The organism is Variovorax sp. CF079 (assembly GCF_900101545.1).
In the GTDB taxonomy this organism is placed as follows: Bacteria; Pseudomonadota; Gammaproteobacteria; order Burkholderiales; family Burkholderiaceae_C; genus Variovorax.
Genome location: NZ_FMZU01000019.1, coordinates 147,503 through 160,104, shown reverse-complemented (window position 1 = coordinate 160,104; position 12,602 = coordinate 147,503). Strand labels below are relative to the sequence as shown.

Genomic DNA, 12,602 nt, shown 5'->3' with positions numbered 1-12,602 from the left:
AAGGGCGTGACGGTGAACACCGTGAGCCCGGGCTACATCGGCACCGACATGGTCAAGGCGATCCGCCAGGAAGTGCTCGACAAGATCGTGGGCACCATCCCCGTCAAGCGGCTCGGCGAGCCGAGCGAAATCGCCTCGATCGTCGCCTGGCTCGCGACCGACGAAAGCGGCTACTCCACCGGGGCCGATTTCTCGGTCAACGGCGGCTTGCACATGCGCTGAGGGCGCTCGCGCCCTCGACGTGCGGCGCTCGGGGATCGAGGCACTCGGACGCGGAGCGACCCTGCGCGACATGAAAACTTTGGACTTCATGTCGCCACGAGTCCCTCCACTGCATGAAAACTAGCAATGCCGACTTCGTCAGAAATGCACGTTTCCTTCGTAGGACCGCACCCCGGAATACGGATCCGCCACCGCTCGCAAACGTACGATATGGCCGTGCTCAACGAGGAAGTGAAGGACTTGAACCATGAGCAAACGCAGCGATGAAATCGAGACGGTGCCCCATTGCTTGGATGCCTGGCCGTCACGGCCTAGAGCCCAAGGGGACTCCCGGCCGTTCGCAAGCACCGTGGCCAACTTCTTCCGCAGAAATGGCAGCGCGGACGCTCCAGAGTCAATGGTCGCCAAGGTCCAGCCATTCGGGTCGGCATCGGAGATCGTCCGGCGCGAGCAGACGGGCGCGAAGTCGAATCTCTTCAAGCACTGGGATGCAATCAGGGCCGAAGGCATCACGGCATCGCAGTTCATCGCGTTCTTGCAGCCTCTCGCCGACCTGGACGGCATCACGGTCTCGTACACCTACAGCGATGAAGATGGCACGGAGCACGTCTACAACCACAGGCGCGGTGAGCTCGGGAGTGCGAATCCGCTTTCCCGAGCAATTCAGGAAAAGAAGCTATCCAAAGAGAAGGCACTGACCTTCGCGCTGAATGAAGAGGGACGCGTCTGGATCGAGAGCAACTTCATCGAGCTCAGCGACCTGACGTAGGCGTTCGAGATTCCGGCCGGCCAGGTCCGAGGAGTCAGCCACCGGCTCATGTGAACGAGGCGACCCAGTCCCAGACCCGCGCGGGTGCCTCGACCATCACATTGTGACCATGCGGCCCAAGGTCTGAGGCATTGGGATCGAGCGCACGGATCTGCTCCATCGTCACCAGCGCGTCATCGCGCCCGCGGCCGAGATGGACGGGGCAGCGAGCCAGAGCCGCCAATTCGGACAGCGGCGGCTTGCCGACGGCATTGGCTCGAGGATCCATCGCGAGACGCCACCCATTGGCGCCGCGCTGGATGCCTCGCGTGACGACAGGTGTCGCTGCGTTGGCGATCCCGCCAAGGCCCGAGACCTTCAGGTACCGCTCCCACGCGTCTTCTTCCGTGGAAAACGTTTTGGCGGGCTGGGAAGCCAGCGTGTCCATGCGGCGGAGTTCATCGTCACTCCACGCGACCTTGATGCCGGCCCCGAAGACCTGATGCGGTGTGACACCGAACCAACCCGTCGCCAGGGCGAGACCGATCACCCCGCCCAGCGAGTGTCCGAGAACCACGAGCCGGCCTGCGGGATTGACGTGCGGCAGCGCGGCGCGTCCAACGGTTGCGGCGTGCTGACCGATGGCATAGGAGTCTTGTCGGCCGGATTGGCCGTGGCCGGGCAAGTCCAGGACGACCCAGCGGCCGGCCCAGCGAATGCCGGCCCCTGCGCACATGGGCGACCACACGGCCCCCGTCGCGCCCATCCCATGCAGCATGAGGAGCAGGTCTGGGCCTTCGCCGCCTTGTTCCATGTACATGTCCACTGCCTCCATCGCAACTTCGATGGCGCAAGATTACTCGACAGCGCCCCTGCAGCGGGGGCCGCGAACACCTTCAGACATGCGCATCAGGCCGGGGCAAAGTAGCGTTAAGCGGATCTCTCGAACTCCTCGAGCGCAACCTCGATGGGATCGCGACGAGCGTTGGTGGGGTAGAGCTCAATTGCCCGGTCTGCAAGCAACTCAAGTGTGATCTCGCCTTTCACAAGGCTGGAGAACTCCTGTGTGAAGCAACGCAGCCAAGCTTCCGCTGGCGTGAGGGTGTAGCCCGCGATGACGACGGGTTGTTCAGGTTTCCAGATAGCAGTCATTCCAAAGCCAGTTCGTCAAAAGGGTGCCGGCGATCGCACGATCTCCACGGGCCCGATCCCGCTGTAGACGGTATCGCCAGTCTTCAACGATGTCACGGTCCAGCGCTCACCCGGTGTCACTTTGTAGTCGCCAGGCGCCAGAGGCAACTCGCGTGATCCTCGCTCTGCAATTCGCGCCTCGCGCTTCGACTGTCCCATCCGTGACCGAGCGGACACCGTGCCGGGCCTAGAGTGCGTTGCATAAACCATCGAGCGGAGACATCCATGCACAGGTCCGGATTCTTGCGCGCCGCCCGCGCATCCCTTTGCGTTAGCGCCCTCGCGGCCGGTCTCGCGACCCACGCTGCGGAGACGGTGAAGATCGCATTCATCGATGTGTTGTCGGGACCCTTCGCGCTCAGTGGCCAAGGCTCGCTCAACCAACTGCGCGAGGTGGTGAGCCAGCTTAATTCCACGGCGGGCGCGGCTGATCCGAAGTTCGAGGTCGTCCCCTTCGACGGCAAGGGCACGCCGCAGGAGAGCACGAACGTGCTGAAGGCGGCGTTCGACCAGAACATTCGCTACGTGACGCAGGGCGGCGGTTCGGGAGTCGCCTTCGCCCTGGTCGACGCCATCAATAAGCAGGCCCAGCGCGATGTGAACGGAGCAATGGTGTACCTGAACTATTCAGCGATGGACCCGGGCCTCACGAACGACCGCTGCAGCTTCTGGCACTTCCGGTTCTATCCGTCGAGCGAGATGAAGGTCGAAGCCCTGACGACCTACCTGAAGACGAAGCCGGATGTGAAGAAGGTGTTCCTGTTCAACCAGAACTACACGCACGGCCAGCAGGTGGCCAAGGCCTCACGCGCCTATCTCGCGAAGAAGCGTCCGGATATCGAGGTGGTCGGCGAGGACTACATACCGATCGCCTCGACGCGTGACTTCGCGCCCTACGTGGCGAAGATCGCGTCGTCGGGCGCGGACACGGTCATTACCTCGAACTGGGGCAGCGATCTCGGGCTGTTCCTGAAGGCGGCGCGCGATTTCGGCCTGAACATCAACTTCTACACGATGAACGCCAACAACCCGGGCGTGCCGGCGCAGATGGGCTCCTGGGGCGCCGACAAAGTGAGCGTGATCTGGAACTGGGGCAGCAATGCGCCGACACCGGCGCTGGAGAAGATCGCGGTCGGCTACAAGCAGAAGTCGGGCGAGGACTTCATCTTCGCCGCGCACTGGAACACGATGAACATGCTGCGTGCGGCGATGCAGAAGGCGAAGTCGACCGACCCCAAGAAGGTCGCCTACGCGCTCGAAGGCATGAAGTACCAGAGCCCGTTGGGCGAGGTCGAGATGCGCTCGACCGACCACCAGTTGCAAGCGCCGATCTACCTTGGCGTATGGGCCAAGAAGGGCAGCCCAGGCGTCAAATATGACGCCGAGAACACCGGCTACGGCTTTCGCTCCGAGGTGGTGTGGAGCCCGGCCGAGAGCACGCAGCCCACGACTTGCCAGATGAATCGGCCTCCGGCCTGAGCGCTTGGTCTCGTCTTGCGGCTTTAGCGTCCAACCGAAGCGACGATCAAGAGGGCCAGCGCCAAGAAAACGCCCCCGACGAATCCGGCTTCTATCAAGAGCTCGCGCAAGGGAGCGTTCGTCCCGGGTGTACTGGCCGGTTCAGGCCGAACATCGTTCTGAGCTGCGTCCTCGCTCCCTAACCCCTGTCCGATCATTTGCATGGTTGGCGCTCCTCAGCCAGTGGCTTGTTCTCAAAGGTGCGGTCACTATAAAAACAATAGTACAAAAAATGTGAATTTTTCACATTTTGTGACTCCGCGATGCGTTACGAGAAGTACAAAAGTACTACATGTGACCGAAGATTTCGGTCATGAGAGACACACAAGACATAAACATCGGCTGGCGGACCGAGCCGCCGCCGGCAACGTATCACGTGAGGGCAGACGATCCTGCGAGCTTCTCCACGCACAGGATCACCGCCCTGCATCACAACTTTCACGAGCATCCGCTCTTCCAGGTGCCTGAACTCGTGAAGCTCGGCAAGGAGCTCGCTCCCCTGGGGCAGTGTCGATTCATGAGGCCTGGCCTCACAGTCGCTTCCACCATCGCGCACGACAGCCGGCATCCGGACGGGCGCAGCATCGACGAACACTTCGAGCGTATGGAGGAGCCGGGTTCGTCGGTGGCCCTCTACAACATCGAAGCCATTCCGCGCTACCAGGCCTTGCTGTTCGACATCGTCGGCACCATGCGCGCGGATGTCGAACGCGAGCAGCCCGACATCTTTCGGGTGAACGGTTTCGTCTTCATCTCGGCACCGCCTTCGGTGACGCCCTTCCACATCGATCGCGAGAACAACTTCTGGCTGCAGCTGCACGGGCGCAAGATCCTGAGCGTCTGGGACCATGCGGATCGCAGCATCGTGCCGGCCGAGGCGGTGGAGGATTTCATCGTCACCCAGTCGCTCAGGAAGGTGCGCTTCAAGGAGGAGTTCAGGCCTCTCAGCCACGAGTTCCACGCACGGCCTGGCGACGGCGTGTACTTTCCGAGCACCTCGCCGCACATGACGCGTTCCGAGCCTGATTGGATGGCCCCCGGCGATCGCGTGTCGATCTCGATCGGAGTGACCTTCTACACCTCCGTCACGCGCAAGACCGCTCGCGTCTACCAGGTGAACCGGGTCTTGCGCAAATGTGGGTTGTCGCCCGCCTACCCCGGCGAGTCACCCGCGGCGGACGCACTCAAGGCGTCGGTGGGCGGGCTGGTCGGCGCGACGCGATCCTGCCTCGTCGACATGACCGCATCGGCGCGGCGCTTCAAGCCGGTGACGACACCGCCGCCGGGCTCCTATTGAACATTGAAGCCCCAGGCAGCGCATGAACTCGGAAAACGGCCCTCACTTTCTGACCTTGGCGATCTCCGACTGCAGCTCCTTGACCGTTGCTTCGCCCACAGCTGCCGTTTGCTTCTCGATCACCGGCTTCACCTTCTCGCGCAGCTTGGCCAGTTCGGCCGCAGGCAGCTCGGTGACCGTCATGCCGGCCTGCTTGAGCGCCTGCAGCGCGCTGTCGGCGGCGCCGCGCGAGGCCTGGCGCTGGAAAGCCGTCGCCTCCACAGCCGCGTCTGCAACGATCTTCTTCTCCTCCGCGCTCAAGCCGTCCCAGGTCTTCTTGCTGATGATGAGCGCCTGCGGGTTGTAGATGTGCCGCGTTTCGGTGAGGTGCTTCTGCACCTCGGCGAACTTGGACGCAAGAATCGTCGTGTTCGGATTCTCCTGGCCGTCGACCGCTTTCTGGTCCAGCGCCGAATAGAGCTCGGGGAAGGGCAGCGGCACCGCGTTCGCGCCCAGCGCGCTGAACAGGTCAATGTAGATCGGCGACTGGATCACGCGGATCTTCAGGCCCGCGATGTCCTCGGCCTTGGCGATCGGCCGCTTGCTGTTGGTGAGGTTGCGAAAGCCCAGGTCCCAGTAGCCGAGGCCGTGCAGTCCCTTCTCGTCGAGCCTGGCCAACAGCTTCCGGCCGAAGGGGCCGTCCGTCACTGCATCGGCTTCCTGCGTGTTGCCGAAGAGAAAGGGGAAGTCGAGCACGGCGAACTCCTTCACTTGCGCCGCGAGGATGCCGGCGTTCAGCACCGTCATCTCGACCGTGCCTCCCTGCAACGCGGAGACGGTCTGCAGATCGCCGCCGAGCGTGCCGCCCGGGAACAGCTTCACCGTGATCTTCTTGCCGGACTTCTCGGCCACGAGATCGGCGAACTTCTGCGCGCCCTGGGCCTGCGGATGGCCGCTCTGGTTCTGGAACGCGAATTTGAGCGTGCGCTCCTTGATCTGCGCCGCGGCGCCGGTGACGGCCAGCGCCGCCACCGCGGCGAGCAGGACCTTGTGCATCGATAGCTTCATGGTTCGTGTCTCCTTGTGATCAACCGTGGAAAAACTTCGCGGGCCAGGTGACGAGCCAGGGGAACAGCACCATGAGGAACAGAATCGCGAACTCCGCGATCATGAAAGGCACCACGCCCTTGGTGACGTCGTCCATCGAGATCCGGCCCACGCCCGCCACCACGTTGAGCACGGTGCCCACCGGCGGGGTGATCAGGCCGATCGAGTTGTTGATGATGAACATCACGCCGAAGTAGACCGGGTCGATGCCGGCGGCCTTGACGATCGGCATCAGCACCGGAGTCAGGATCAGGATGGTCGGCGTCATGTCCATCGCGGTGCCGACGATCATCACCAGCACCATGATCGCGAACATCAGCAGGATCTTGTTGTCCATGAAGGGCTGCAGCAGGCCGACCACCTTCGAGGGCAGGTCGGCCACGGTGATGAGCCAGGCGCTCACCATCGCGGCCGCGATCAGGAACATCACGATCGCACTGGTCTTCGCGGCGTTCACGAACACCGCGTAGAGATCCTTCCAGCTGAGCTCGCGGTAGATCGCCATCGAGACGAAGAGCGCATACACCGCGGCCACCACCGCCGCCTCGGTGGGCGTGAAGACACCAATGCGCAGCCCGACCAGGATGATCACCGGCAGCATCAGCGCCCACAGTGCCTGGCGAAAGGTCGCGAGCATTTCCGCGGTCGACCTGGCGGGTGGCGGCACGATCTTCTCGCGCCGCACGAGCCAGGCCCAGGTGAGCCAGAGCGCGCCGCCGATCAGGAGGCCCGGCACGATCGCCGCGAGGAAGAGCTTGGAGATCGAGACGTTGGCTGCGACGCCGAAGATGACGAGCCCGATGCTCGGCGGAATCACCGGCCCGATGACGCCGGTGGCGGCGATCAGCCCGCCGGCGCGCGCCTTGTCGTGGCCGGCGCTCACCATCATCGGCAGGAGCAGCGCAGTCAGCGCGGCCGCATCGGCAACCGCCGACCCCGAGAGCGCCGACAGCAGGCAGCCGGCCATGATCGTCACGTAGCCCAGCCCGCCCTTCACGTGGCCGACGAGCGCGAGCGCAAAGTCGACGATGCGCCTGGACAAGCCGCCGGCGTTCATGATCTCGCCGGCCAGCATGAAGAAGGGTACGGCCAGCAGCGGAAAGCTGTCGGCGCCGCCGATGACGTTCTGCGCCAGGATCTGCGCGTCGAAGAGGTCGAGGTGCCACATCAGCGCCACGCCGCTGGCGAGCAACGCGAACGCGATCGGGATGCCCATCGCCATCGCGGCGAGCAGGGAGCCGACGAAGACGAAGATCGTCATGGCCGCGCTCCAGCTTGCGGGCGGTCCGCCGGCGCGGCATCGGCCTGCTCGCCCAGGATCTGCTTCAGCTGCACGGCTTCCTCGGATTCCTGGATCATGACCAGGTCCTCGTCGGCGATGCGACCGGACATCAGGCGAAGCAGGTCGAGCGCAAGAAGGAGTGCGGCAAGCACGGCGAAGACCACGCCCGACAGGTAGACCACGGCCATGGATGCGCCCGTGACCGGTGCGACGACGTCCCAGTTGATCTTCGTTTGGGCGACGCTGCCCTGGAACAGCAGCCACACGATGTAGAGCATCACGACATGCCCCACCGCCAGGCAGAACTTCTTGGCCGAAGGCGGCAGCCTCCGGACCACCACGTCGACGCCGAGGTGCCCGTGCTCCTTCAGCGCGACGACGGCGCCCAGAAAGGTCATCCAGATGAAGAGCCAGCGTGAGACCTCCTCCGACACCGTGATGCCCGAGTTGAAGCCGTAGCGAAGCACCACGTTGCCGAAGACCAGCACCACCATCAATGCCAGCGCCGCGGCGATCAGCGCCTCAATGCCGGTGCAACAGCGGTCGATCCATCGATTCATGTTGATCAGGCCGCCTGCGCGCGCTGCATCTCGACCAGCGCACGCAGGCCGGCCAGGTACGAATGCGGACCGAGCCCCTGGATCGTGCCCTTGACCGCCGGCGAGATGATCGAGTGCGCGCGCCAGCTTTCCCGCGCCGCGATGTTCGACATGTGGACCTCGAAGACCGGGAACGGCATGGCCTTGATGGCGTCGTGCAAGGGAACGCCGTGCTGGGTCAGGCCGGCAGGGTTGACCAGTGCGCCTTGCGCCTCGTCGATGTGCTGGTGGAGGAAGTCGATCAGCTCGCCTTCGTGGTTCGACTGGATGGTCTCCAGCTCGACGCCGAGCTCAGCCGCGAGCTTGCCGAGGCGTTCGTTGATCTCGGCCAGGGTGGTCGAGCCGTAGATGTGGGGTTCTCGGCGGCCGAACAGGTTGAGGTTCGGGCCGTGCAGGACGAGGATCTTCATGGTGCCGCTTCGATTCAAGGATGGGACTTGTGCGCGCGTGCCAGCTCGTCGTTGTAGAGCTTGACGATGCCCGGGTCGTAGCTGGCGGCGAAACGCTCGGTGACCGGCTTGGCGATCTGGCGCATGCGCGCCTGCTCGGGCGGCGCGAGTTCGTTGAACTGGATGCCCTTGGCCTGGAGATCGCCGATGGATTTCTGCGCCGCCGCGCGGCTGACCTGGCGCTGGTAGCCGCGGGCTTCGTCGGCCGCGTCGCGCATCATCTTCTGTTCTGCCGCGCTCAGCGAGTCCCAGAACTTCTTGCTCACCAGCATGATGTTCGCGGCATAGACGTGGTTGGTGGCGCTCACGAACTTCTGCACCTCGAAGAACTTGTTCGACAGGATCACCGCGTAGGGATTCTCCTGGCCGTCGACGGCCTTCGATTCGAGCGCCCCATAGAGCTCGGCGAAGGGCATGGGCATCGGATTGGCCTTGAAGGCCTTGAAGGTGTCGAGGAACACCGGATTGGGAATGACGCGGATCTTCAGGCCCTCGAGGTCCTCGGGTTTCGCGATCGGGCGCTTGCTGTTCGTGACGTTGCGAAAGCCCAGATCCCAGTAGCCCAGGGCGACCAGGCCCTTCTCGGGCAGCTTGGCGATGAGCGCCTGGCCGAGCGGCCCGTCGAGGAGGGCATCGGCCTGCGCGAAAGAGCTCACGGCAAACGGGAAGTCGACCAGGCCGAACTCCTTCACGATGCCGGCCAGGGAGGTGGTGGCGGGCGCCGACATCTGCTGCACGCCGCCTTGCAGCGCCGACTGCTGCTGCATCTCGTTGCCGAGCTGCGACGCAGGGAACTCCTGCACCTTGAGCTTGCCGCTGCTCTTCGCCGCGAGCAGCTCGCCGAAGCGCTTGACGCCGAAGCTCACGGGATGGTCCGGGTTGTTCAGGTGGCCGAAGCGGATGACGCGCTCCTGCACGTCCTGGGCCAGGGCCGGCAGCGTCAGGGCCAATGTCGCGCCGAGAAGGGCGAGCGTTCGGTAGAGGGTTCTCAAGTTGGGACTCCGGTGGATGAGGGCCGATGCGCCCACAGGTCTGGCAGGCGACGCAAGACGCGCCGCATCATAGGTAGAAAATGGAAAACATTTCCACTAGGGAAAGCACTTGGCAAAACTCGGGTAGAGTTGCTCTGCCATGACCGCCATACTCGAACGCAGCTTCAAGGTGCTTGAACACCTTGTCGCCTACCCGGAAGGGCGAGCACTTTCTGCACTCGCCTCCGATCTCCAGATGCCGCTGAGCGCGACGCATCGACTGCTTTCCGAACTGATCCGCTGCGGTTACGTGCGCCAGGATCAGAGCCACGGCAACTACATGCTGACGATCAAACTGGTCTCACTAGGCTTGAGCTTCCTGAGCAACAGCGGCGTCGTCGACGTCGCCCAGCCGCTGCTCGATCGCCTGGCGGGCGAATCGGGGGAGCTCGTCCGGCTGGCGGTCGTCGACGGCGACGAGCTCACCTTCGTGGCCAAGGCACAGGGCGCGACCCGGGGCCTGCGCTACGACCCCGACATGGGCTTGTCGGTGAACCTGTCCTGCAGTTCGGCTGGGCACGCGTGGCTGTGCACCATGCCGGAGGAGCAGGCGCTCCAGCTGGTTGCGAAACAGGGGTTCGGCACGCCTGCCGATTTCGGGCCCAAGGCCGTGACCTCGGTGAAATCGCTGCTGGCCTATCTGCGCGCGGCGCGCAAGCGCGGCTTCGCGATGATCAACGAGGTCTTCGCGCCGGCCATGACTGCGATGGCGGCACCGGTGCGCATCGGCAACGGCGCCGTCATCGGCGTCATCACCATCGCAGGCCCGCTCGTGCGACTGACGGAAGAGCGCATGCTGGCCTTGGGGCCCACGCTTCTCGCGACCGCCGAAGAGGTGGCTTATGCGAGCGGGGCGTCGGCGATGTTCAAGCGGAGAGCTTGATCGGCCGGCGCTCGCTCGCAAAGCAAGACGAGCTTCGGGACAATGAGCAGGATGAAACTCGCACTCGCCCTGATCGCTTCCCTGGTGCTCCTTTCCGGCAAGAGCCCTGCCGCCGCGGCGGTCCAGGCGCAGGAGGGCGAGAACTTCGTCGTTCCCGTGTCGGCGCGGGTTCGCTATGGCGCCGGCGATCGCTGGGTAGAGAAGATCGTTCGCGGTCCGGCAAGCTGCACCAATGAGTTCTTCGGCACCGATCCGGCACCGCATGTGCGCAAGTCATGCACCATCATCGGTCCCGCCCCTGCGGCGGCGGCCAGGTCGATGGAGGCTTCGTCGAAGCCCGCGGCGAGCGGCATCGCCGACGTGGTGGATCGCGCAGGCAAGATCGTTCCCGCGGCCTACCGGGCCATGGCTGCGGCCATGAGCGAGGCCGAGGGCATCGCCTACCGCTACGGCCCGGACGCCGCGCACTACGGCAGCGCCAACGCGAAGCTTCCCACCCTGTACGAGCGCGAGGACCATCTCGCGCGTTGCAACGAAAAGGGCGTCTGCATCACCTCATGGCAGGTCGGCGGTCCGCGCAAGGAGGTTGATTTTTCCTACTCGACCAACCAGTCCAGCGTCGTCTTCCTGGCCGACGATCCGGTCCAGCGCGCCGGTGTCGGCGACCTGCAGGCATCGGCCTTCGAGGTCAACACCTATGCACAGAAGCCGCAATTGCCCTGGCAGCTCGGGGGCGGCGGCCTCGACAGCGTGAATGTCGTGCAGTACCGCTCCGCCGGCCTGCTGCCGAACGACGGCAGCGCCCGCCCCGTCGCGGCCGGGCGCTGCAGCGGCCCGGCGGGCAACTGCCCGACCTCCGTCATCGCTTTCCAGAACGGCCTGCTCGCCACCACCGGCAGCAACACCGCCCACAACCTCGCCACCGCGCGGCTGGCGCCGAACAAGGTGCCGACCGCCGTCGCCATGACGAGCAACAGCGAGTTCGCCTTCGTGACCGTCTGGGACACGGCCGAGCTGAAGGGCCAGGTGGCGGTGGTCGCGCTGGCCGGCTTGTGCGATGGCTGCAAGCTCGAAGGGCCGTACTACGAGTGGTGGTCCGAATGGCAGGGCGTCTACCCGGGCTTGCCGAACATGGGCAACATCGCCTTCATGAAAGTGCTGGGCTACGTGGACCTGCCGGCCGACATGAAGGCGCCGACCGAGATCGCGGTCACCACCGGCATGCATCCTTTCAACACGGTGCTGGGCGGCGGCCTCTTCATGGGCCAAACCCACTCGCCGCTCAGCAGGCACTGGCAGTCCTTCACCCCGTCGGGCAGCAATTACAAGCGCTATGCCAAGGGCGGCGTGGCGGTGGTCGTGTCCAAGTCCGAGCAGAAGGCGGCCTTCATCGATCTGAAGCCGCTCTTCGGCTACATCAACGGCGTCTACTTCAGCGAGGCCGTCGGCAGCATCGGCCCGGTGGGGCAGGACGAGCGCCAGTGGCCGCATGCCTTCAGCTTCAAGCCGCAGGCGCGGCCGGTGGTGGTGAAGACGATCGCGCTCGATGCGCGGCCCACGGCCGTCAAGACGACCGTCACCCGCACGAAGGATGCCCACGCCTGGATCGCGACGCAGGAGGGCAGCCTGCGCATCTTCAGCCTGGGCGGCTACGCGCCGGGTGCCGAGCTCCGGTCGGGATCGCCGGACGGGATCGCGGCAGAGGGCAGGGTCGCCGTCGGCCGCAACCCGAGTTCGCTCGCGCATTCGAAGGACGACCCCGACCGGCGGCTGGATGCGCTCAACAGCCAGGTGATCGTGACTTCGCGCGGCGATCGCAAGATCCAGTGGGTCCGTTTCTCGGAAGACGGGAAGAGCGGCCGCGTGGTGCGCACGCTGCAGGACAGCCGCATCGTCGACCCGGTCGCGACCGAGGACATCGACAACTTCGCCAACGTCGGCCTGACGCTCAGCGTGGCGGACTACGGCGGCCGTGCGGTGCTCAACTACCGCTACGGCCCGGTGGTGTTCGCCGACCGCGGCGCGGAATGGGCCTGCCAGCCGCCGCGCGGCTGCCCGGTGAAGCCCACGGGCGATGTGGCCATCGAATTCGGAGGCGGCTTCAAGATGCAGGGGCGGCCTTACCAGATCAACACCTCGAACGTGCCCTGAGCGCCGCTGACTTCGAGGGCGATGGCCGCCAGCGGCGGGCAACCCATGTGCCCCGATGACGAAAGCGGAGCACGTGAAATGCACAGGGGCGTTCGTTAGAACTAGGTTATCTTCCGCCGCTACAAGCCCCCATCTTTTTTGCAGA

The 12,602-nt window shown here is 64.7% G+C and carries 13 protein-coding genes; 6 read left to right on the top strand and 7 right to left on the bottom strand.

Annotated elements, in window-relative coordinates:
- Positions 1–222 (top strand): SDR family oxidoreductase (locus tag BLS74_RS24430; protein WP_139191737.1); only part of this gene is annotated, 222 nt, incomplete at its 5' end.
- A gap of 247 nt (positions 223–469) precedes the next feature.
- Positions 470–991, top strand: coding sequence for a hypothetical protein (locus BLS74_RS24425; protein ID WP_139191736.1), 522 nt, complete (start codon positions 470–472; stop codon positions 989–991).
- Positions 992–1,037: 46 nt separating this feature from the next.
- Here the strand turns inward: BLS74_RS24425 and BLS74_RS24420 are convergent, their stop codons facing one another.
- On the bottom strand, positions 1,038–1,790 hold the full coding sequence (locus BLS74_RS24420; protein ID WP_093109750.1) for an alpha/beta fold hydrolase: 753 nt from the start codon (positions 1,788–1,790) through the stop codon (positions 1,038–1,040).
- Between the two features lie 110 nt (positions 1,791–1,900).
- The gene (locus BLS74_RS24415) at positions 1,901–2,122 is read right to left on the bottom strand and encodes a hypothetical protein (RefSeq protein ID WP_093109738.1); all 222 of its coding nucleotides are present in this window, start codon (positions 2,120–2,122) and stop codon (positions 1,901–1,903) included.
- Positions 2,123–2,476: 354 nt separating this feature from the next.
- Here BLS74_RS24415 and BLS74_RS24405 point away from each other — a divergent pair, with 354 nt between their 5' ends.
- Together BLS74_RS24405 and BLS74_RS24395 are read left to right on the top strand one after the other, a co-directional pair.
- Positions 2,477–3,640, top strand: coding sequence for a branched-chain amino acid ABC transporter substrate-binding protein (locus BLS74_RS24405; protein ID WP_244503983.1), 1,164 nt, complete (start codon positions 2,477–2,479; stop codon positions 3,638–3,640).
- A gap of 352 nt (positions 3,641–3,992) precedes the next feature.
- On the top strand, positions 3,993–4,976 hold the full coding sequence (locus tag BLS74_RS24395) for a JmjC domain-containing protein (protein ID WP_093109734.1): 984 nt from the start codon (positions 3,993–3,995) through the stop codon (positions 4,974–4,976).
- A gap of 42 nt (positions 4,977–5,018) precedes the next feature.
- Here the strand turns inward: BLS74_RS24395 and BLS74_RS24390 are convergent, their stop codons facing one another.
- The 5 genes from BLS74_RS24390 to BLS74_RS24370 are packed head-to-tail and all read right to left on the bottom strand — an operon-like array spanning position 5,019 to position 9,384.
- Complete coding sequence (locus BLS74_RS24390) at positions 5,019–6,023, bottom strand: TRAP transporter substrate-binding protein (protein WP_093109733.1); 1,005 nt, start codon at positions 6,021–6,023, stop codon at positions 5,019–5,021.
- Positions 6,024–6,042: 19 nt separating this feature from the next.
- Positions 6,043–7,323 carry a TRAP transporter large permease gene (locus BLS74_RS24385; protein ID WP_093109732.1) on the bottom strand — a complete coding sequence of 427 codons (1,281 nt, stop codon included), beginning with the start codon at positions 7,321–7,323 and terminating at the stop codon, positions 6,043–6,045.
- Positions 7,320–7,904 carry a TRAP transporter small permease gene (locus BLS74_RS24380; RefSeq protein WP_093109731.1) on the bottom strand — a complete coding sequence of 195 codons (585 nt, stop codon included), beginning with the start codon at positions 7,902–7,904 and terminating at the stop codon, positions 7,320–7,322. The genes BLS74_RS24385 and BLS74_RS24380 overlap by 4 nt, the downstream gene beginning before the upstream one ends.
- Positions 7,905–7,909: 5 nt before the next feature.
- Positions 7,910–8,353: a type II 3-dehydroquinate dehydratase gene (locus BLS74_RS24375; RefSeq protein WP_093109730.1), complete on the bottom strand. Its 444-nt coding sequence runs from the start codon at positions 8,351–8,353 to the stop codon at positions 7,910–7,912.
- A 14-nt stretch (positions 8,354–8,367) separates the two neighbouring features.
- Positions 8,368–9,384, bottom strand: a complete 1,017-nt coding sequence (locus tag BLS74_RS24370; protein ID WP_093109729.1) for a TRAP transporter substrate-binding protein — start codon at positions 9,382–9,384, stop codon at positions 8,368–8,370.
- 139 nt (positions 9,385–9,523) lie between these two features.
- Between BLS74_RS24370 and BLS74_RS24365 the strand changes: the two genes are divergently transcribed.
- Both BLS74_RS24365 and BLS74_RS24360 read left to right on the top strand, forming a co-directional pair.
- Positions 9,524–10,306, top strand: coding sequence for an IclR family transcriptional regulator (locus BLS74_RS24365; RefSeq protein WP_093109728.1), 783 nt, complete (start codon positions 9,524–9,526; stop codon positions 10,304–10,306).
- A 51-nt stretch (positions 10,307–10,357) separates the two neighbouring features.
- Positions 10,358–12,457 carry a hypothetical protein gene (locus BLS74_RS24360; protein WP_093109727.1) on the top strand — a complete coding sequence of 700 codons (2,100 nt, stop codon included), beginning with the start codon at positions 10,358–10,360 and terminating at the stop codon, positions 12,455–12,457.
- The last annotated feature ends 145 nt before the right edge of the window (positions 12,458–12,602 follow it).

Bases quoted from the DNA above. Each gene is read 5' to 3' on its own strand.
- BLS74_RS24395 (WP_093109734.1), top strand. From the start codon at position 3,993: ATGAGAGACACACAAGACATAAACATCGGCTGGCGGACCGAGCCGCCG.
- BLS74_RS24360 (WP_093109727.1), top strand. From the start codon at position 10,358: ATGAAACTCGCACTCGCCCTGATCGCTTCCCTGGTGCTCCTTTCCGGC.
- BLS74_RS24375 (WP_093109730.1), bottom strand. From the start codon at position 8,353: ATGAAGATCCTCGTCCTGCACGGCCCGAACCTCAACCTGTTCGGCCGC.
- BLS74_RS24425 (WP_139191736.1), top strand. From the start codon at position 470: ATGAGCAAACGCAGCGATGAAATCGAGACGGTGCCCCATTGCTTGGAT.
- BLS74_RS24415 (WP_093109738.1), bottom strand. From the start codon at position 2,122: ATGACTGCTATCTGGAAACCTGAACAACCCGTCGTCATCGCGGGCTAC.
- BLS74_RS24390 (WP_093109733.1), bottom strand. From the start codon at position 6,023: ATGAAGCTATCGATGCACAAGGTCCTGCTCGCCGCGGTGGCGGCGCTG.
- BLS74_RS24365 (WP_093109728.1), top strand. From the start codon at position 9,524: ATGACCGCCATACTCGAACGCAGCTTCAAGGTGCTTGAACACCTTGTC.
- BLS74_RS24385 (WP_093109732.1), bottom strand. From the start codon at position 7,323: ATGACGATCTTCGTCTTCGTCGGCTCCCTGCTCGCCGCGATGGCGATG.
- BLS74_RS24420 (WP_093109750.1), bottom strand. From the start codon at position 1,790: ATGTACATGGAACAAGGCGGCGAAGGCCCAGACCTGCTCCTCATGCTG.
- BLS74_RS24380 (WP_093109731.1), bottom strand. From the start codon at position 7,904: ATGAATCGATGGATCGACCGCTGTTGCACCGGCATTGAGGCGCTGATC.